Raw genomic sequence first — 21,859 nt, forward strand, 5'->3', positions numbered from 1 at the left:
ATAACCATAAAATGCGGAGAACATCCATTTTCGCCGGACTGATTATTCTATCGGCATTTTCACACTCGTTTTCCCAGTCGAAACACTGGCAGAACAGCGAGCGTGAACTGCATTATAAAGAAGATAAAGGCGATTTTTTATTGGTTAACGGAAAATACCGGTTCAACCGCGCGCTGTATGGCGATAACCGTGCTTCACGTGTGGAAGCCGGAGATTTGCCGGAATTTGCATTGTATCTTCCGGGCATGGGCGGCAACCTCCAGTTCGTGATTCAGAAAGGGAACTCAATCAAGAAATTAATTCAGGCTGATCAAATTGAAACCCGCTACCGGCCGGGTTCCATGCTGTATGAAATCAAAGACCCGGTTCTTGGAACCGGAAGTTTAAAACTGACCGTTCTGGCACAGGCTAATGAAGAAGGCCTGGTTTTAAAAATGGAAACGGTCAATATAGATTCTTCAGCAAAAATCTATGCGGTTTACGGCGGTGCAAGCGGAACAGCGTTCAGCAGAAACGGCGACATCGGCGCAGACCCGGAATCCGGATTTTACCTGTTGCCGGAATATTGTCTGAACAATCAGTTTCAATTAAACAAAAATCAGTTTCAACTCAATTATTTAAATAAGAAAAAAGAAACTCAAACCGTTTACGGAAGTTTTTCAAATGTCAGTTCATTACAGCAAACCGATGCGACGACTTTAGAAAAATTGGCTGAGTTTACTCAAAATAAAACAGACAAATCTCCGATTGTTTACGCCTCTTATTCTTCACAAAAAAATCCGGTTTATATTCAGGTTGCCAAAGGGAAATCAGACCAGAATTTTTCGGATGAAGCGTTGAAGAACATTTTTGAAGAAGCTGAAAAATCCCGTTTGATGTTAACAAACCGGATTCAACTTAAAACTCCGGATGCGGATTTAACTCAATTCGGAGCTAATTTAGCGGTTGCCGCAGACGGAATCTGGGAAAGCCCGACCTTCCTTCACGGCGCCGTGGCCTGGAGAATGCGGCTGAATGCGTGGCGCGGCGCTTACACAGCCGATGCTCTGAGCTGGCACGACCGCGCAAAAGAACATTTTGAAAGTTATGCCAATTCGCAGGTTTTAAAACCGGATTTTGCGCCTGTTGAAATGGACACGATGCGGCACCTTGCCCGTCACGAAGAAAAAATGGGAACTTCAGTTTTCTCAAGCGGCTACATTTCCAGAAACCCGAATGACAACACAAAACCGCACCATTATGATATGAATCTGGTATTTTTTGACCAGATGTTCTCGCATTTCAATTATACGGGCGATCAAGCGTTTCTCAAAAAAATGTGGCCGGCGATGGTTCGCCATATGGACTGGGAAAAACGGAATTTCAAACGAGGTGACCTGTATGATGCCTATGCAGCGATCTGGGCAAGCGATGCGCTGCAGTATTCCGGCGGAAAAGTGACGCATACTTCGGCCTATAATTACAGAGCCAACTGTGAAATGGCAAAACTGGCAAAAATTATTGGTGAAAATCCGCAACCTTATGATCAGGAAGCTGATGCGATTTTAAAAGCGATGAAAAACCAGCTCTGGATTAAAGAAAAAGGATATTTTGCGGAATACAAAGATGCTTTGGGAAATCAGACCGTTCACGATCAACCTGGAATATGGTCAATTTACCATGTTTCCGATGCATTTATCCTGAATGAATTTGAGGAGTACCAGAATTTGCAGTACATCAACCATCATACGCCGAAAATTCCGGTGGCGGTAAAAGGAGAACAGGATAAAAACTATTACACGCTTTCCACCACCAACTGGCAGCCTTATGACTGGTCCATTAACAATGTGGCGTTGGCGGAAAATTTACAGACCGCTCTGGCATACTGGCAGGCAGGCAGAACTGAAGATGCGTACCGGCTTTGGAAAGGAAACCTGGTAGAATCGATGTATTACGGCATCAGCCCGGGGAATTTTGAACAGCTTTCGCATTACGATGCATTCCGTGGAGAACTGTACCGCGATTTTGCCGACCCGATTGGCGTGGCCTCAAGAACGTTGACGGAAGGACTTTTCGGGGTCTATCCCAATTTACTGGAGAATAGAATCAGCATCAAACCCGGATTTCCGAAAGACTGGAATTCTGCAGAACTAAAACTTCCGGACTGGGAATACCGGTTTACGAGAACTTCCAAGAGAACCGAATATCTGTTTAAATCAAAACATCAGGATCCGGTGGCGCTGGAAATGCAGATTCCAGTGAACTATTCCAACCTCAGATCGGTCAAAGTGAATGGAAAAAAAGTCGGTTGGAAAATTAAACCCAATTCCATTCTGCAGCCTTTTGTTCAGTTTGAAACGCCGCAGGGAAAAGATTTTAAAATTGAAATCAAGTATTCCGGAGAAGCACTAAAGAATGAACAGACTGATTATGTTAATTATATTTCTGAAAATCTTCAGCTGAATTTCGATTCAAAAAAGAAAATAAAAAATATCTACGACCCGCAAGGGTTGATTAAAAATCCTCTTCCACCGGAGGGGTGGATTCGACCAAAGGAAGAAGGCGGGGTAGTAACTCACAAGTTTGAACTTAACCAACAAGAAAGGAAAGGAACTTTTTTCGTGGAGGTTGAGCAAGGCGGGACCACCTGGTGGCAGCCGGTAAATGTGGATATCCGTTTTCCTTTGGAAATAAAATGGATGAATAAAAAGATTCAGATTCAATCAAGATCATCCAGTTCAATTAATGGAAAACTATCTATTAATGGTTTTAATCAAAGTTTTTCAGTTCAGAAAAATCACAATACAACCATTGAAATTCCTGCTGATATCTTAAGCAAAGGAACCAATGCTGTTCAACTCGATTACAAGGGAATCAAACAGAATATTGAAATTACGGACTGGAACATTGAAAACCAAGGTAATTTTAACAATATTTCATTAGCATCACAATATAATGAAAAAGTAACTGAGATTTTCAATCAGAAATACCTTTCCCCAAGGCTGGAAGTTTCGACCTTACAATTGCCGTGGCAGGGAATCGGAAACTGGTGCTATCCGTTAATCAATGCTCAGATCGATGACAGCGGATTGATGAACAAAAGAAAAAACGGCAAAGTCGGTTTCCTCGGAATTCCATTTTTAATTGATAAAACGGATAAAAACATTGCGTTTGTGAGCCAATGGGACAACTATCCGGATTCGCTTGAAATTCCGGTTTCGGGAAAAGGAAGGAAAATCTATTTCCTGATGGCAGGTTCCACGAATCCGATGCAGTCGCAGATGGTAAACGGAAAAATTACCGTTCAGTATTCTGACGGTTCCACAAAAGAACTGGAGCTGAAAAACCCAACCAACTGGTGGCCGGTTGAGCAGGATCTGTTTGATGATAATTTTGCTTTTGAAATTCCGGATGATAAAATTCCGTACCGGGTAAAACTGAAAACCGGAGAATTGTACAAAGGCGGGACATTAAGCAACTACTCAAGCATCAAAGGATTTACAGACCGGCAGGTAGACGGCGGTGCTGCAACGATCCTGGATGTACCGATTGACCCAAACAAAGAGTTGAAAACCATAAAACTAACGGCAGTGAGCAACGATGTAGTCATTGGAATAATGAGTGCCACTGTTCTTAAATAAATTTAAAAAATGAAGAAAATTGCAATATATCTGAGCCTTTTCTGTATCGGATTCTCATCCTTACATGCCCAGAAAATCGACCGTAAGAAGGTTGTTCAGCGTCATAATGTAGTCAACACAAAAGCAGATACGCTTTCTACTCTGACAGTCGGTAACGGGAAATTTGCCTATACGGTAGACATTACCGGAATGCAGTCGTTCCCGGAGTATTACAAAAACGGTGTTTCATTGGGAACCCAGTCTGAATGGGGCTGGAACAGTTTTCCAAATATGCAGAATTATACATTTGAGGAGACTTTAAAAGTCTATGATTTCAATAATGACGGGCGTAAGGCCTTATATAGTGTGCAGCTGAAAGAGCCGGAACGAAACAAAGGAGCCGTTGAATATTATCGGGTCAACCAACACCGCCTGCAATTGGGGAACATCGGGATTGAAATGCTTACGAAAGACGGCCGGAAAGCAAAAATCTCAGATTTGACGAACGTTAATCAGAAAATTGACTTGTGGACGGGAATTGTCACCAGCGAATTTTCTTTGGAAGGAACTCCGGTAAAAGTATGGACGGCATCTTTTCAGAATTCAGATAAAATAGGAGTGAAAATTGAATCGGACTTGATTTCTCAAAACAGGTTAAAGGTTTTCGCCCGCTATCCATCTCCGACCGGACAGTTTCTGGATGATGCGGCTTTTTACGGAAATGAAAATGACCATTCCACAAAAATCGTTTCTTCGCAATCTACGCAGGGACTGATTCAGCATACGCTGCAAAGCACGGATTATTTTACGCAGTTTAACTTTACGGAAGGCAAACTTCGTGAAGCCGGAAAACATTACTTTGTGTATGAGCCTTCTTCCAAAAATAAGACGCTGGAGCTGAGCGTTGAATTTTCTGCAAAACAACCGAAAAGCAGCAGGACTTTATTTGCCGATGCAGAGAAAGAAAGCAGTTCAGGATGGAAAAATTTCTGGGAAAGCGGTGCTGCCGTTGATTTTGAAGGAAGTACAGACCCGAGGGCCAATGAGCTTGAACGAAGAGTTGTCTTATCAGAATATTTAACCAAAGTACAGTGCGGAGGAAGCAATCCGCCGCAGGAAACGGGCCTAACCTTCAACAGCTGGTACGGAAAGCCGCATACCGAAATGCACTGGTGGCACGGCGTTCATTATGCTTTATGGGGAAGGCCTGAAATTCTGGAAAAGCAACTGGATTATTATTTCAGAACATTTGACAAAGCAAAAAAATTAGCGGAAAGGCAAGGCTACAAAGGCGTACGATGGATTAAAATGTCCGATAACGAAGGAAATGAAAGTCCGTCTTCCGTTGCTGCCTTCCTGATCTGGGAACAACCGCATATCATTTATATGACCGAACTTCTGTACCGCAACAGCAAGGATAGAAAAGTGCTGGAAAAATATAAAGATTTAATCTTTGCCACAGCAGATTTTATGGCGGATTTTGCGACTTACGACAAAGAAAAAAAACGTTATAACCTGGGGAAAGGCGTCATTCCTGCACAGGAAGTTTTCCCGGCGAAAGATACGTACAATCCTACTTATGAAGTAGCGTATTGGGACTGGGCACTGAAGACGGCTCAGCAATGGAAAGAAAGACTGGGACAGCCAAGGGATAAAAAATGGGACGATGTCATCAGTAAACTGGCTCCGCTTCCGGTTCAGGATGGCGTTTATTTATCGACAGAATCAGCGAAAGACTCATTTACCTATCCAAAATGGATGACTGACCACCCTGCTGTTCTGGGTGCGTTGGGAATGGTTCCCGAATCTCCGAAACTGGACAAAAAAACAATGAAAAACACGCTGGATATCGTTTGGGAACGATGGAACTGGGAGCATACCTGGGGCTGGGACTTCCCGATGACGGCAATGAACGCAGCACGACTCGGACTTCCGAATAAAGCTTTGGATGCTTTGTTTATGAATATCCAAACCAACACCTATCTGAAAAACGGACATAACTTCCAGGATAAGAGACTTCGTATTTACCTTCCCGGAAACGGCGGCGTTTTGACAACTGTTGCCATGATGCTTGAAGGCTGGGACAGCTCAACCGGACAATTCCCCGGTTTCCCGAAAGACGGCAGCTGGAAAATAAAAGCGGAAGGATTTAAAAAAATGCCTTAAACAATTTCACATTCATATAGTTTTTTTAAAGTCTGTTCTGAAAAGGGCAGGCTTTTTTGTTCGGATTTCCGGATTAAAGCCCTATTTATCCATAGTAACAGAGTAATGAAAATCAGCTGGTAATATTATTTTATACATTTTAAACAACCATTCACTAAGGTTATACTAAATCGTAAGAACGCAACGTTTATCTAAAACTAAGTCCTGAATCTGTAACTTCACTTGCAAAACCGGTGTTTTCATCAATATTAAGCGGATATCAGAAAAAAACCATAACATATTGAAAACAAAATTCTTATCCACGTAATTCCAATTAAACAAAGTTATGTATCATATAACATAAATTTTTGTAACTTGTCTTCACTCATTATACGGTCTTGTTAACAGATTTTTTAACTGAAACAACATCTCCCATCTAAAATATCATGTCAGATACACTTGAAATCAATATCAACGAAAACTCCAGGGTTCCGAAATACAAACAGATTGTAGATTCTATTCTGAACGGAATTGACGGAGGAAAAATAAAAATCGGGGAAAAAATCCCTTCCATCAATGAACTGAGCGAATCCTGCTTCCTTTCCAGGGATACGGTGGAAAAAGCTTATAAAGAACTTCGGAGAAGACAGATCATCGAATCTGTAAAAGGAAAAGGATATTATATTTCCCGGATTAATAAAAACGACATCATCAATATTTTTTTCCTGATCAATAAGCCGAGTACCTACAAAATGATGATCTACAATTATTTCGTCAATGCAATCGGTACCAAAGGCAATGTTGAGATGTACATTTACCATTGTGACGAAACGCTTTTCATCAATGCCCTGAAAAAAAACCTCGGCGGATTTGATTATTACGTCGTGATGCCGCATTTCCGGGACGAGCAGTCTAAGCATACGAGTTCCACCCAGGAAGTCCTGGATATGATTGAGCAGATCCCTAAGAACAAGCTGCTGTTGCTTGACAACACAAAACCCAATATTTCAGGGGAATACGGGTCTATTTTCCAGGATTTTGAACATGATATCTACAATGCGCTGGAAGAAGGCCTGGAGAAAATCAGGAAGTATGAGAAAATCATTCTGGTGTATCCGGACAAATCCATTCATCCATACCCTTTCCGTATTGTACGCGGCTTTGAGAAATTCTGCAAGGATTTTAAACTTGATTATGAGATTCTTGATGAGATTTATCCGGACATGGAATTGCAGGACAAAGATATTTTTATCACCATCCGGGAACGCGACCTGGTGAATCTGGTAAAGCAGATCAGGCAGAAAAATCTTGTGTTGGGCAAAGACATCGGAATCATTTCCTACAATGAAACGCCACTTAAGGAATTGCTTGGAATTACGGTGATTACGACTGATTTTAAAGCCATGGGAGAATCTGCCGCCTACATGATCCTTAAAAATAAAAAAGAACAGGTAAACAATGTCTTTAAATTCATCCAGAGGGACTCTTTATAAATTAAATTTTTTTCGGATAAATTGAGCAATCGATTGCACTAAATTTATTGACTCTGATTTGAAAATTTATCAAGGTGCAGTTTACAGAATGATCGAATGTATAAGATGTATAAAAATATATAAAGTTTAAAAAATATTTATTATGATTAAGAAATTAGTTTTTGCCGTGGGTTTTCTGATGGTAATTGCCGTATCCGGACAGAAAAAGAATGACCAGGAATTGGTAGCGGATGCTGCCGAAAAGCTGAGATCCGCCATGGTAAGCGGAGACCGGTCATCCCTTGAATCTCTTATTTTACCGGAGTTAACATACGGACATTCCGGTGGGCACATTGATGACGCTAAAGAATTTGTCGAAAAATTAGCAAGCAAAAAATCAGATTTCCTAACCATTGATATTACTAATCAGACTGTCCATATTGTCGGGAAGACAGCGATTGTGCGCCATCATTTTTATGCCACCACGGCTGACATGGGAAAAGCGCCGGGCGATGTGACGCTGGATACCGTACTGGTCTGGGTAAAAGTAAAAAAAGACTGGAAGTTACTGGCCAGGCAGGCGGTGAAATCGGAGAAGAAAAAGTAACTTATCAAGATGATTATTAATATAAATTCAAAGAGATAAATTTCGCAATTTCTTTTTATGTAAATACGTATATGAAAGTTTCAATATTTTTTTCCTCTGAACAGATTTTTTATTTTTGAAAAGGATATAAAATTTTAAAGCATGTCAGACATATATTTTTTTAGAAGTTTTGACGAGAAGGACATTGATTTGACAATAAATAATTTGATAATTAATACGCCCTACTATTTTGACGAAAATGAAGCAAAAAGTTTTGTAAATGATCTTATTTCATCTGTTGATAAAGTTTATTGTGTAGAGGTTAACAATACATTATGCTTAATAGCTGGATTTAAAAATGAAATTAAAAATAATAAAGCAATAGCATACATTGAATTATTGTATGAATTTTTTGAATATAAATTTTTGCAAGATTATTATGAAGATTTTTTCATAAAATCTATTATTCCAAAAATTAAAACTCAAAGAATTTTATCAAAATGTACAGCTGAAAACTATCATAGATTTGTGAATAATGGATTTAAAATTATTCGATATAAAAAAGACTATAAATGGACTGAAACATACAAAGCAGATTTATTCTTAATGGAATTTAAATGAAAACTAAATTGAAATATTTCTGTGGTAAAACAGTCTAATTTTTTTCTAATCGTTTTTGGTAAATTATATTTTCAATAAGTAAAAAGTTCTAGTATTTTTATACTTAACAAAAAATATTTTACGATAATTCAGATAAACCTACTTCACTCTGAAGCTCTGCAAATCTTCCGGCTTCTCACAACAAACTTTTCCACCAATTGGCCGGATTTCATTTCAAACCATTTTATTAGGATGATCACCAATTATATTTGAATGGAATTAAAATTGTAAATTAGCTAATCAGATATCAATGTTATGCAGAGAAGGTCAAACAGAAGAAACAGAAGAAAAATCATTGAAAGAGTGAAGGATCGAAGAATCGTTATTGAGTTTGCAAAAGATGCTTCATCAAATGCTAAACGTTCTTCAAAAGCATTAGATATATCTTATGATATTATAAAAGATGGTGCAATTTTTAAAGTATACGATAATAATATGATAAAAACTGCTAACTTAAAAAAGATTGATTCAAAAAGATCAAATCTGAAAAAAGGGAGTATCATATGTCTAAAGTGAAGAGATTAAGAATTTTTGCAGGTCCCAATGGGTTCAGGAAAATCTACATTATTTGATTCATTTAAAGTAAATCACAATTCAGGAATTTTTATAAATTCAGATCTGGTTGAAAAGGAAATATCAGAAAAAGGCTTCATTGATTTGAAGTCTTTTTGTTTAGAACTGACGCAAAATGATTTATTGTTATTTTTTGAAAATACAGATACCAGATCATTATTAAAAAAATCAGAACAATCAGGGTTAAAAATTGACATTGAGATAAAAGAAAATATTATTGTAAACAAATCCCGAAATACTCATAGTTATGTGGCTACTTTAATAACATCTTTTATACGAGGACATTTGCTTAAAAATCAAGATCTTTTTCATTTGAATCAGTAATGAGCCATGTTTCAAAACTTAATGAAATTGAAGAAGCCAAGAAATTGGGCTATAAAATTTATCTCTATTTTATTTGTCTGGATTCTCCGAAAATAAATATTTCAAAAGTTAGAAACAGAGTAATGAAAGGAGGACACGATGTGAATGCTCAAAAAATTGTATCAAGATATCAAAGTACATTAGAAAACCTGCTGCCGGCTCTTCGGCTCGCTGACCGAGCATATCTTTTTGATAATTCAAATGAAATGGTACTGATTGCAGAATCATATGATCAGGAACTAAAAATAAAGATCGACCCAGAAAAATTTCCAAACTGGTTTATCGAATATTTCATTAACAGAATTTGACTTTCCCCAGTTACTTCACCCTGAAATTCTGCAGTTCCTCCGGCGTATCACAACAAACCTGCTCCATGACCTGTCTGAACTGCATTTTAAGCATTTCGATAATATGGTCGCCGCCTTTGTTGCCTAAGGCTCCCACAGCATACATAAATGTGCGTCCCATAAAGGTAAATTCGGCACCGCAGCTTAACGCACGGGCAACATCCGGACCGGTTCTGACGCCGCTGTCCATCATAATCTTGATCTGCCCTTTGTACTTTTCGCTGATTTCTTTCACCACGGCAATCGTAGATTCCCCGGCATCCAGCTGCCTTCCGCCATGATTGGAGATGATCATCCCATCAAATCCCAAACGTACTGCTTCAGCCGCATCTTCATCGGAAGCAACGCCTTTAATCACCAGCTTCCCTTTCCATTGATCACGGATGGCTTTGATCCTATCTGAATTTAACCTGCCGGAAAATGTAGCGTTCATGAACTGTCCCAACTGCTTCACGTTCATGTTTTTGTCCATGTATTTTTCCATGGTCTTAAAACTGGGAACGCCGTGTTTCAATATTTCCAGGCACCATTCCGGTCTTGCCAACGCCTGGGAAACATTTCTGAAATTCAGCTGCGGCGGCATGGCCAGGCCATTCCTGATTTCTTTTGCCCGGTATCCGAACGTCGGAACATCTGCCAAAACAACGAGTACATCATAACCTGAAGCATCACAACGGTCGAGAATATCATTCCGAAGCCATTCTTCTCTCGGATGGTACAGCTGATACCAGGCTTTTCCTTCCGTTAATTCAGCAATTCTTTCAATACTGCTGGTTGTTACCGTACTTAAAATAAAAGGAATGTTATGCTTAAAAGCTGCTTTTGCTAAAATTTCCGGAGCATTCGGCCACATCAGTCCCTGTAAACCAACGGGAGAAATCCCGAATGGTGCAGAATATTTCACGCCGAACAATTCCGTTTCCATATTGGCTTCCGCATAGTTGTTGTTCAGGTAGCGCGGACGAAGCAGGACATCTCTCAGTTCGTTTGTATTACGGTCCCGGTTGATATTTTCATTGCAACCGCCATCCAGGTATTCGAAAGCAAAACGGGGCATTTTTTTCTTGGCTCTTTCAATTAAAAGTTCAAGGGAAGCATAATTGGTATCAAATGGAAATGCCATGTTTTATAAATTAAGAATTAAGGGTTGAAGCACTTTCATCTGATAATGCTGCTGTAAAAAAGTTTCGTCTATTTTCTTGTTGGAAATTACCATGGATGCGCCCAAAGCCGATCCTAATGGGGAATGTGTTGACATCACGTTGTAGTGCTGGAAATGGTGGGACATCAGTTTCATAAAGACATCGTTGTCCGTAAAACCGCCGTCGATATAAATGTTTTTGATCTCTGAATTCCCGATGGCATTGGCAATGGTATGGATCTGCAAATCCATCAGTTCAATCATCAGCTGATGGTACGCTTCTTCAAAAGTCGCGAACGAGTTTAAATCAGTTGCCGTAATCATTTTACGCTTCAGAATAATACCTTCAAAACGGAAATAGATATTCTTGTTTTTCATAAGGCGCAGGTACAGGTCCTGATCAAACTGTACTTCCCTGTGGAACCCGTATTCTTTTCCGTAATAGGCACACAGTTTTTCAACCTGGATTTTGTATTCATTGCCCATGAAAAAACGGGATGCTTTCACGCGTTTACCGTCAATCCGCATGTAATTCAGGCAGTTGTTTTCGATATCTTCATCCGTCAGGCTTTCGTCATTAAAAGGATTTAAAGAAATACTCCATGTCCCGGTTGAGAGCAATAAAAACGGTTCTTTTTTGCTTAAAATATAAGGCAGCAATGCGGAAGAACTGTCATGGATTCCGACCCCGATCTTCATTTTTTTATTTCTGTAAGAGGTATTGATGCTCGCAGAAGTCGGAACAATGGGTCCCAGCAAAGCATCGATCCCTTCTTCGTATACCCAGTCGTGATAATCTGCTTTATCGTAATCCCATAAATTGGTGTGGCAGCCGATTGACGTAAATTCCGACACACAAATCCCTGTAAAAAGATAAGATAAATACTGAGGCAGATGAAGGCTGTACCGGATTTTTTTAAAAACTTCCGGATGTTTGTATTTCAGCCAGAACAGCTGCAACCCGGAATTAAGCATGCCTGTCTGGGGCGATGCCGTTTCACGGGCAATTTTCAGCTTGTTTCCGTGTTTTTCGTAAAACAGGTCGAGGATTTCCTGATCCATCGGCTTTGTGTAGTTGTACAAAGGGGTCAGAACATTCCCTTTGTGGTCCAGGTGTACAAAGCTGGCTCCGTAGGTGGAAAAATTAATGGCTTTTACATCAAAATTTTCATCTTCAAGCATGGCATTAAAATTATCCTTGATCCAGTTCTGCAGTGCGGCAAGATCTTCAGCAGGGTAACCATCTTCATCGGCAGTAAGAGGAAGCTCGGTATATTCCCGCACAACTTCTTTGTAGTTTTTATCAAATAAGAAAAACTTTTTATTGGTTTTCCCAATATCAAATACAATGGTTACCTTCTTTTTTTTGGACATTCCTGAGATGAATTTAATGATTTATGATAAAATGGTTATTAGTTTTTTTTATGTGATTTACAGAGCCTGCTAATATTTTTAACAGCCCGTTCGTTGCCGTTAAGTTTTGCCGATCCGGATACATAATTAATATATCAGTAAGGGCATTCCGCTTAACAAAGCATGCAAGGTTTCCCATTGCGTTTATTATTTAAATGGTTATTAGTTTTTAAATCTGATTTACAGATCCTGATGTTTTAAGGCAGAATTTACTTAGTTTTTTTCAACAGCATGCCGCTTTTAAGCTTGTAAAGGAGTTGTTGTACTTAATAAAGCACGCAACCGTCCCCCTTATGCAGACTGACTTAAAAAACAACATTTACCTATTGTCTTCCAGACTGTTAAAATAATTTCAAACCCATTAAGGAGTGTTTAGACGGTACGGTGCGGCAAGAAAAAATCCACTGATTCTTACGCGGCAAGCCATGCCTGAAACCATGTTCATCTAAACACTTCAACCTTAATGATAAAAATATAAGGATACTTATAATTAAACTTCCGGTTGCACCCGAACGTTGGAATTATCAAAATTCAGCCGGCTTATAACCCGGTGGCCTTGGTTTCAAAACCTCTTTCGGCAATTAAGTTTTCTCTTACCTTTAAGTTTCTGTAGGCCGCAACAGGATCCAGCGCGGCACCGGTTTTCGCTCTTGCCGCCTGTAATAACGGACGCACATCCGTTCTGTAGGCATTCTGCAAAATTTCCTGCGCGCGGACAACATCATTTTCCAGCTGTGCCGTTTTTAAGGCTTTCTGATCTACCAGAAGTGCCTGTGCATAAGCGATTAAAATAGCTTCCAAAGACTGTAAGAGATCTTCCAACGGATCTTTGATGTTATGGCTCGCATCGATCATCCAGGCCGGATAAGGATTGTTCGGATTGTTTTCCATGCCGTACACCAGCTCATTGAAAATCAGGAATAAGGCATAAGGCTTAATGGAACCTACCGTTAAATCATCATCCCCGTATTTGCTGTCGTTGAAATGGAACCCGCCCAGTTTCCCTTTGTACATCAGGGTGGCAACAATCTGCTCGATATTGGTATTTGGTAAGTGGTGACCTAGGTCTACCAGTGTATATGCTCTTTCACCGCAGGCATTGGCCAGCATAAAGGACGTTCCCCAATCCTGGATGGTGGTCGAATAGAAGTTCGGTTCGTAAGGTTTGTATTCAATAAACAGTTTCCAGTCTTCCGGCATGCCTGCATAGATTTCCTTTAAGCTTTTCTCTGTATTTGACAGAGCGGTCTGGAAATTCAGCTGTCCCGGAAAGCTTGCGCCGTCTGCCAGCCAAACGGTAAGGCTTTTGGAACCCAACTCTTTTCCGATCCTGATCACTTCCTTATTATGCTCTACCGCAAAGGCTCTTGCATCTTCATTCACGGCGTTCAGAGAACCGAATTTATAGGATTGTTTTCCTCCCGGCTGATCCTGGAACGTGTTGGAGTTCATCGCATCAAACAAAAGACCGTGGGCTTCTGCTTTTTCTTTTATGGCTTTGATATCAGTAGGGATATCCCATGGAATATGTAAAGAAACGGCTCCTGCAGAATGTGTTAAGGCATGAATCAGCCCTACATCATCCAGTTTCTGCTCTAAAGAGGAAGGTTCGCCGCCGTACGAAAACCTCCCGAATCTTGTTCCGCCTGCACCTAAAGCCCAGCTTGGAATGGCAACCTGGAAATCAGCGATCTTGTCAACGATTTCAGCAACATCGGCTCCTGATTTTGTTAATTTATTCTGTAGAAAATCAAAGTCTGAATTAAAGTTTTCAACTCCGTTTTTATTATATTGTTCAATACTCTCTTTTCCTATAATCATATTTTGATTTTAATTTTAAAAATTGATTTTTTAACCGTCAAATGATAAGTCTATTTAAACCATTAAGATTTATTAAGTTGTAAGGCTAATTAAGGGAAATAAATCTCTTAAAGCACAAGCTTAAATTGCCTGCATTATTCTTAATGGTTTAAAATTTTATTTAAGATTAAACCGCAATTTAATCATTATCTGTTTTAAAATTTATCTCGGGAAAGCATTGGCCATCCCGCCGTCTACATTGATAATGTTTCCTGTGCTTTTGTCTAAAATAGCCACACAAGCGAAAACTCCGTTGGCAATATCTTCCGGAAGGATGATTTCGTTCAGTAAATTTCTTTTTGCATAGAATGCAGGCAGTTCTTCTACGGTAATCCCGTTTGCTTTTGCCCGGCCTTCTGCCCATGAACCTTCCCAGATTTTGCTGCCTACGATGACCCCGTCAGGATTCACCACATTCACACGGATTTTATCTGCTGCCAGTTCTGCTGCCAGTAATCTGGTCATATGTTGTTGTGCTGCTTTTGCAGTTCCGTAGGCTACGTTATTAGGACCGGCCACCAGGCCGTTTTTACTTGCAATGTTTACGATGTCTCCTCCTAAATTTTGTTTCTTCATAATTTCCACACCGCTTTTCGCCATTAAAAACTGTCCTTTTACCAGCACATTTTCCAATAGGTCCCAGTCTTTTGTGGTGGTATCTTCCAGAGATTTGGAGATTGCCAAACCTGCAGAATGCACGATGATGTCTACTCCGCCGAACGCCAATACCGCTTCTTTGAAAGCATTGGCAATTGCCTCTTCACTGGTTACGTCACAAGGGACTGCAACCGCCTGGTCTTTGCTGTACTTTTCCGTCACAGACTCTACCGCTTCCTGATTAAGGTCTGTAAAAACAACCACAGCGCCTTCCTGAACCATTTTATCGGCAATTGCCTGCCCGATTCCGCCGCCTGCGCCGGTAACGATCGCAACTTTTCTGGACAACGGTTTTTCTTTCGGCATTCTCTGAAGCTTTGCTTCTTCAAGCAGCCAATATTCGATATCGAATGCTTCCTGTCTAGGCAGTGAAGTGTATTCGGAAATTGCTTCCGCGCCGCGCATTACGTTGATGGCATTCACATAAAATTCATTGGCCACACGGGTGGTCTGCTTATCTTTTGAAAAACTGAACATTCCCACTCCCGGATAAATGATGATTACCGGGTTCGGGTCGCGCATTGCCGGGCTGTTCGGATGTCTGCAGGTTTCATAATATTCTTTATATTCCTGTCTGTACTGTTCGAAAAGCGGATTTAATTTTTCAAGGACAGATTTAGCATCAGACAAATCTTCGTTTTTATCCAATGTCAACACCAAAGGCTGGATCTTTGTTCTCAGGAAGTGATCCGGACACGATGTTCCCATAGGTGCCAGACGATCCAGGTCATTGCTGTTAATGTATTCCAGTACTACCTCGCTGTCGGTAAAGTGGCCCACCATTCTGTTTTCAGATGAAGCCAGCCCTCTTAACAAAGGCATTAACTGCGCAGCTTTGTCCTTACGCTCTTCAGCAGGAAGGGATTCCACTTTCTGTCCGCCGAAGACCTGTCCGTTTTTAACGATTTTTTTAGCAATATATTCAGAAGCCGTTTCAATGACTTCCAGGCTGTTCATATAACATTCGTAGGAAGTGTCTCCCCACGTAAACAGTCCGTGGCTTCCTAAAACGATCCCGCGGATTCCCGGGTTATCAGCCAGACATTTTTCCAACTGCAGTCCTAAATCAAAACCGGGACGCTGCCAAGGCACCCAGCCCATGGTGTCTCCCCAGATTTCTTTGGTAATGGCCTCGCTGTCTTTTGCGGCAGCTACTGCAATTAAAGCATCCGGGTGAAGGTGGTCAATATGTTTAAACGGAAGTAAACCATGCAGCGGCGTATCAATAGAAGGGGCTTTGCTGTCCAGATCAAAGATACAGTGGTCAAACAGGCCTACCATTCTGTCTTCGTCTGCCAGACCGCCGTACACATTTTTAAGGTTTCTCAGCCTTTCCGTATATAATCCGGCAATTCCTTTTCTGGTCAGTGTCCCAATGTCACCGCCTGAACCTTTTACCCACATTACCTCAACTTCTTCATTGGTCAACGGGTCTTTTTCAATGGTCTTACAGCTAGTGTTACCTCCACCGTAATTGGTAATTCTTAAGTCTGCTCCTAATATGTTTGAACGGTATAAAAATAAAGCCACCTGGTCATCCCCAAAAGATGCGGCTTTACTTTCGTCCCATAAATAATCTACGTATCTGAATGTTTTTACGTTTTCCATTTGTTTTATTTTTGTTTCTGAATTTTAACCCAAATTTAGACTGTAGCAACTGGTACAGCATCCCGTACTATACTGCTGAACCGATTATTTAAAGATCATTTAACAATGATATTTATCACATTCCGGTTCAGCGGTACGGTCATTAACATAAGGTTAAAATTGATTTAATATTTTGATGTGGTGTTTTAGTACGGGTTAATATCCGGGAAGCTGGGTCAGGTTCGGGTTGTCCACCAGCGGGTGCCCTGCAGAAGCCGCAGCAAAAGGAAGCAGTTCTGTTTTGTTCGGTACAAATCCGTAGAAAAGGCCGTCTCCGTTGCCTTCGATCCAGGTTGGGTACACGCCTCCGTTTTCAAACGCACCGGTTGGTTTTGTATAGATAATATTACCGACTTGAAGCTGGTTAAAGCCTTCAATAAATCCTACGGCCTTTCTGGCGTTCCCGTTAAACGTACTGGTATATGCCTGAAACATATTTGCGGGATACCATTTATCATCGGCTGTTGAAGTCTGTCCGTTTGCCAATGCTATATTTCTAAGCGTCGTCTGATAGGCTGCATATCCTGAAGAATTGGTAGGAACTGCCTGAACCTGTGCAATCTGTGCAGGATCTGTTAAATCGATATAAGTAACTGCCAGAAAAGGATCTCCGTATACCTGCGTATTTTTGTGATATTTGTAAAGTCTGTAAATTGGTGTTGATGCAAACTGACCGGTACGGTTGGATAAATTTTTCATCGTCTGTTTTGTCGCAGCGATTTCACTGGCAAGACGGTTCATCCTGATCAGATCGGTACGAAGCATAAATTCATCTGAGAATTCCCACTTACGCTCCTGAACAATGGCTGATTCAAACGCCTGCTGGCCGCTTGGTACGGCTAATGAACCGATTCCCGCACGGTTTCTTACCTGCTGTAAAGCGGCAATACCCTGAGCCGTTGGCCCGCCGTTTAAATAATTCTGTGTTTCCGCATACATCAACAGGACATCAGCATATCTGATGATCGGAATATTCAGGTTACGTGCATCTGCAGCCTGTGGTTCCACACACCATGAAATCCTGAATTTGCCCGGCATAATACAGGAATACGTAGTTCCTACATCTACCCAGGTGTCAGTTGCTGCACCTGTCCTTAAGAAGTAGATACTGTAAGACGTTGTAGCAACATCCCTTCGTTTATCTGCAGGGTTAAAAGAAAGGTAATAACTTGGAAGGATAAACTGCAGGGCTTTACGGGATCCGTACGTCCCTCCTCTTGAGCCCGGGTGTGCATACACTCCGAATGCCGAATTGGTGTTCGGTCCGTATTCAGCGATGTGCCAGAGCATTTCCTGATTTACCGCTGAGAAATTCCTTCTGTCAAAATTGAACCAAAGCGCTTCAAAGCCGCTTTTGCCGCCCTGTGCCTGTACCAGGCTGTTGGTACCGCCGTTGATTACAGAAGCCGCTGCTGCATCGGCAATCTGGTACAGCTGCTGAACTCTTGCGTTATCCGGACGGCGGGACATGGTGCCTGCAGCTCCGGTATTAAGGTCCCAACGGAGAGAGTATCCTGCTGCATAGAGGGCAATCCTTGCCAAAAGTGCGTTGGTCGACTGCTTGTTCAGTCTTTCCGGTGTCCCGTTGGAAGCCGGCATGTTGCCGATTGATTCCTGGATGTCAGCAATTACCTTATCATAAATTACATCACGTGAAGTACGCTTAGGATACAGTGTACTGGGATCATTGGGATCTGCCTCTTCCAAAGGAATCCAAATGGCAGGCACGTCACCGTACACCCTGATCAGGTTGTAATAGCAAAATGCGCGGATGGCTTTTGCTTCTGCCAGTAATGCATCACGCTTCGGGCTGGCCGGCATATCCGGCAACCTGTCGATCGCGATGTTGGTTCTTTCGATCACTGCATACATGGCGGCATATATCCCGGTCACGGTATTCGGCGTATAGGCATCATACTGATAGTTGGCGATATTGTATTTGGAGTTATTGGTGGTTCCGTCTTCCGCAGAGTGCGTCACCGTATCCCCTGCGCCCAGCTGATAGAACATTTCTGTAGGGACCAGGCCTCTGTAAAGGCCCTGAACAAATGCATCCGCCGTTTCTATATTGGTAAAAACCGATTCTGTATCAGAAGAGTTGTAGGCAGGCTGGTTTAAAAACTCGTCGCTGCAGGAACTGATGCTGAGCCCGCCGATCAGAATAGACGGGATTATGATTAATCTCTTAATGAAATTATGCTTGTTAACTATGTTTTTCATGACTGAAACAATTAAATATTAAAATGTAAGATTGATGCCCAGGACGTAACTTCTGGACCTTGGGAAGGAAGAACTGTCATATCCCGGAGTAACCGCAACACCGCTTGCCGCTGAAACTTCCGGATCATATCCTGAATACCCTGTAATGGTTGCTAAGTTATTAACCGTTGCATAAATACGTGCATTCGTCAGTCTTACCGTGCTTAAAAATTCTTTAGGAAAAGAGTATCCCAGCGTAACTATGGAAACCCTCAGATAAGAACCGTCTTCCACATAATAGGACGAAGGATAGGTAATATTGGCGGTATTGGTATTGCTTAAACTCCAGAGGCTTGAGCCTTCGTTAGGATTAAGTTCTTTTAATCTTTCCAGATTGGTTGTTGCCTGTCCGGTATTAGGATCAATAAGATGATAATAATTATCCCCGAATTCCGAAGGTACGTTCTGAAACACGCCGTAAGGGCTTAAACTCTGTTTGGTTGCATTATAAATATCGCCCCCTACGCTGAATTTCAGGAACACGGCCAGATCAAAGCCTTTGTAAGAAAAATTATTGCTGATTCCTCCGATAAAGTCCGGCGTTCCGTTCCCTATTTTTACCAATTTCCTTGTAAACTGGTCTCCGGCAGCATTATCAGCCGCAAACTTCATGTCTCCCGGCTTCGGCGTTCCGGATGCAGGCTTTACAACACCCGCTTTCAGGATAAATGTCCCGTTCGGCCCCTGGGTAAAGTCATCTGTGGTATAAATCCCCTGATACACATATCCGTACATATCCCCAAGTTCTTCTCCAACATTGGCATAATACGTTACCATACCTGATCTGTTGCCGCCTACGCTGAAAGTTCTGAAAGTTCTGCCTTCATCAAGAGATAATACTTTTGACTTGTTAAATCCGATATTGGCATCCGTAGACCATCTGAAATTTTCAGATTTTAAGTTGACTGAGTTTAAGGTGAATTCCATCCCGGTATTTTTCATAGAACCCACATTCACAAACTGGCTTCTGTATCCCGTAGATGCAGGAAGTACAGTCTCCAGCAACATGCTGCTTACATTGTTATTATAGAATTCACCGGTTAATTTAATCCTGTTGTTGAATAAAGCTAAATCTACCCCTAAGTTTGTAGATCTCATCTCTTCCCACTGAACAATACGGTTACCCAGAACACTGCTTGTCATTAAAGCCAGGTTACCTATTGTATTATTGGAAGGATAGTCGGTTGCCGTTACATTGGTTCTGAATACGTTATTCGGGATGCTGTTATTTCCTACGATTCCATATTCAAATCTGAACTTCAGGTCATTGACATAATTTTCAATCTTAGAATTTTTCCAGAAACCTTCTTCAGAAACCCTCCAGGCCGCAGCTACCGATGGAAATAACCCCCATCTGTTTTCAGGGCCAAATTTTGAGGATCCGTCACGTCTAATCGTCCCCGTTAATAAATAACGGTTATCATAGTTATAATTTACACGAGCAAAATAAGAAAGTAAACTAAGTGAAGACCTGTCTGCAGATTTATCAGCAACGGTAGCATTGGAAACATCATCTAAGCCGTAATTTAAAATCGTTGGGAACCTTATCAGCCTCATGCTGTTGCTTTCATTTTCCTGATAGATAATTTCATTCCCGATCAGCCCGGTAATTTTATGTTTTTCACCTAACGTCGTATTATAAGTCAGGGTATTGGTAATCTGGTAACGGTAGGCTTCAGAATTCCCGATACTTCCATTGATCCCTGTGTTTACCGGATCCGTCAGGAAAGCGCGGGAATTCCTATCTGAAAACGCCGTTGATTTGGTATTCGTCCAGTTATAAGAGCCCGCAGTCCTGAATGTGAAATTTTTCAACAGGTCAAACTCCAAACCTACATTGGCCAGAAATGTCCTGGCACGTCTGTTCTGGGTAGATGCTGCCGTTTCTATATATGGGTTTTCTGTATCAAAACTAGAATCCAAAGCCGAGAAATCAGGGAAAGTCTGCGTATTGAATAACTGGTCCTGGGTAAACAGTGTTCCTCCGGTAATCGGCTGAAGCAATATTTTCTTCATTCCGGAATAAGCACCGCCGCCGTTTGTTGAATTTGAAGTAAACATGGAACTGAAATCCAGACGGATTCCTTTATACAGTTCTGAATTGACGTTGGCACGCAATGAGTTTCTTGTTTCGCTGAAATTCTGCAGCAAGCCGTCCTGTTTGTTATAATTGTAGCTGATGAAGGTCTGGGTCTTATCCGTACCTGCAGAAACACTTACATTATGGTTCTGTGTAACACCCGTTCCTCCCAGCATTTTCTCCTGCCAGTCCAGTGTGGGTGCCGATCCGTATCTGTTGCTGATCCTGCTGTACGCGCCGGTATAAAACCCTGGAGTATCTGTTCCCAGACTGTTGTCAAACACATTGCTCCATTTTGTGGCGCCGCCGCTTAACTGGGCCAGTTCATACTGGTATTTTACATACTGCTCCGCATTGGAAACCATGTCCAGCTTCTTGGAAAGCATGTCAAATGACATAAAAGAGTTATAGCTGATGGTTACCCTCCCTTTTTTTCCGGTTTTTGTTTTGATAACAATAATACCGTTGGAACCACGGGCACCATAGATGGCGATGGCGGAAGCTCCTTTCAGTACATCAATGCTTTCGATATCATTGGGATTGATGATGTTCAGTGCATTATCCAGCTGGAAACCGTCTACGATATATAACGGTTCCGTCCCTTGGGTAATGGAAGCCCCACCACGAATGGTTACGTTTGCCCCGGCGCCCGGTGCACCGCCCGCTGTAACAATATTCAGTCCGGCCGCTCTTCCCTGCAGTGCCTGCAGTGCATTCATTGCCGGTGTTGCCGCCAGGTCTTTTGCAGAAACTGAAGCTACCGATCCCGTCAAGTCTGATTTCTTAACTTTACCGTAACCGATCACTACTACTTCCTCAATATCTTTTACATCCCTTTTCAACGTATCATTCACCGCTTGCTGCCCCCAGACAAAACTTGTCGAAAGCATAAAAGCAGGAAAAACGATTCGCTTTATATTCTTGTGTTTAATTATCAAAGACATATATTAATTTTTATTAGCGTTTAAATATGTCACAATGTACACTGTTAGAAAAGTTCTGGCATCCTGCCATATCCTGCATTATATAATTCATAATTTATCTTAATTATTTACCT

The 21,859-nt window shown here is 41.4% G+C and carries 14 protein-coding genes; 8 read left to right on the top strand and 6 right to left on the bottom strand.

Annotation, left to right across the window (positions count from 1 at the left end; translation table 11 throughout):
- The first annotated feature begins 11 nt into the window (after positions 1-11).
- The 8 genes from SD427_RS12940 to SD427_RS12975 all read left to right on the top strand — a co-directional run bounded on the left by SD427_RS12940 (position 12) and on the right by SD427_RS12975 (position 9,706).
- Complete coding sequence (locus SD427_RS12940; protein WP_320558223.1) at positions 12-3,620, top strand: DUF4450 domain-containing protein; 3,609 nt, start codon at positions 12-14, stop codon at positions 3,618-3,620.
- A gap of 9 nt (positions 3,621-3,629) precedes the next feature.
- Positions 3,630-5,765, top strand: a complete 2,136-nt coding sequence (locus SD427_RS12945) for a hypothetical protein (RefSeq protein ID WP_320558224.1) — start codon at positions 3,630-3,632, stop codon at positions 5,763-5,765.
- Between the two features lie 425 nt (positions 5,766-6,190).
- Positions 6,191-7,237, top strand: coding sequence for a GntR family transcriptional regulator (locus tag SD427_RS12950; RefSeq protein ID WP_320558225.1), 1,047 nt, complete (start codon positions 6,191-6,193; stop codon positions 7,235-7,237).
- A 142-nt stretch (positions 7,238-7,379) separates the two neighbouring features.
- Positions 7,380-7,823: a nuclear transport factor 2 family protein gene (locus SD427_RS12955; protein ID WP_320558226.1), complete on the top strand. Its 444-nt coding sequence runs from the start codon at positions 7,380-7,382 to the stop codon at positions 7,821-7,823.
- Positions 7,824-7,964: 141 nt separating this feature from the next.
- Positions 7,965-8,423 (top strand): hypothetical protein, encoded by a 459-nt coding sequence (locus SD427_RS12960; protein WP_320558227.1) that lies wholly within the window; start codon positions 7,965-7,967, stop codon positions 8,421-8,423.
- 294 nt (positions 8,424-8,717) lie between these two features.
- Entirely contained in the window at positions 8,718-8,978 is a 261-nt protein-coding gene (locus tag SD427_RS12965) for a hypothetical protein (RefSeq protein ID WP_320558228.1), read from the top strand.
- A 27-nt stretch (positions 8,979-9,005) separates the two neighbouring features.
- Complete coding sequence (locus SD427_RS12970) at positions 9,006-9,359, top strand: hypothetical protein (RefSeq protein WP_320558229.1); 354 nt, start codon at positions 9,006-9,008, stop codon at positions 9,357-9,359.
- Positions 9,359-9,706, top strand: coding sequence for a hypothetical protein (locus SD427_RS12975; protein WP_320558230.1), 348 nt, complete (start codon positions 9,359-9,361; stop codon positions 9,704-9,706). The genes SD427_RS12970 and SD427_RS12975 overlap by 1 nt, the downstream gene beginning before the upstream one ends.
- 10 nt (positions 9,707-9,716) lie before the next feature.
- Here SD427_RS12975 and SD427_RS12980 read toward each other — a convergent pair whose 3' ends face one another.
- From SD427_RS12980 to SD427_RS13005, 6 genes are all read right to left on the bottom strand, one after another.
- Complete coding sequence (locus SD427_RS12980) at positions 9,717-10,868, bottom strand: alpha-hydroxy acid oxidase (protein ID WP_320558231.1); 1,152 nt, start codon at positions 10,866-10,868, stop codon at positions 9,717-9,719.
- A gap of 3 nt (positions 10,869-10,871) precedes the next feature.
- The gene (locus SD427_RS12985) at positions 10,872-12,260 is read right to left on the bottom strand and encodes an FGGY-family carbohydrate kinase (RefSeq protein ID WP_320558232.1); all 1,389 of its coding nucleotides are present in this window, start codon (positions 12,258-12,260) and stop codon (positions 10,872-10,874) included.
- Positions 12,261-12,839: 579 nt separating this feature from the next.
- Complete coding sequence (locus SD427_RS12990; RefSeq protein ID WP_320558233.1) at positions 12,840-14,120, bottom strand: TIM barrel protein; 1,281 nt, start codon at positions 14,118-14,120, stop codon at positions 12,840-12,842.
- Between the two features lie 201 nt (positions 14,121-14,321).
- Entirely contained in the window at positions 14,322-16,424 is a 2,103-nt protein-coding gene (locus SD427_RS12995) for a bifunctional aldolase/short-chain dehydrogenase (RefSeq protein WP_320558234.1), read from the bottom strand.
- A gap of 195 nt (positions 16,425-16,619) precedes the next feature.
- Positions 16,620-18,683: a RagB/SusD family nutrient uptake outer membrane protein gene (locus SD427_RS13000; protein ID WP_320558235.1), complete on the bottom strand. Its 2,064-nt coding sequence runs from the start codon at positions 18,681-18,683 to the stop codon at positions 16,620-16,622.
- Positions 18,684-18,701: 18 nt separating this feature from the next.
- Positions 18,702-21,746 carry a SusC/RagA family TonB-linked outer membrane protein gene (locus SD427_RS13005; protein ID WP_320558236.1) on the bottom strand — a complete coding sequence of 1,015 codons (3,045 nt, stop codon included), beginning with the start codon at positions 21,744-21,746 and terminating at the stop codon, positions 18,702-18,704.
- Positions 21,747-21,859: the final 113 nt, after the last annotated feature.

This window comes from Chryseobacterium sp. JJR-5R (assembly GCF_034047335.1).
Taxonomy (GTDB): Bacteria; Bacteroidota; Bacteroidia; order Flavobacteriales; family Weeksellaceae; genus Chryseobacterium.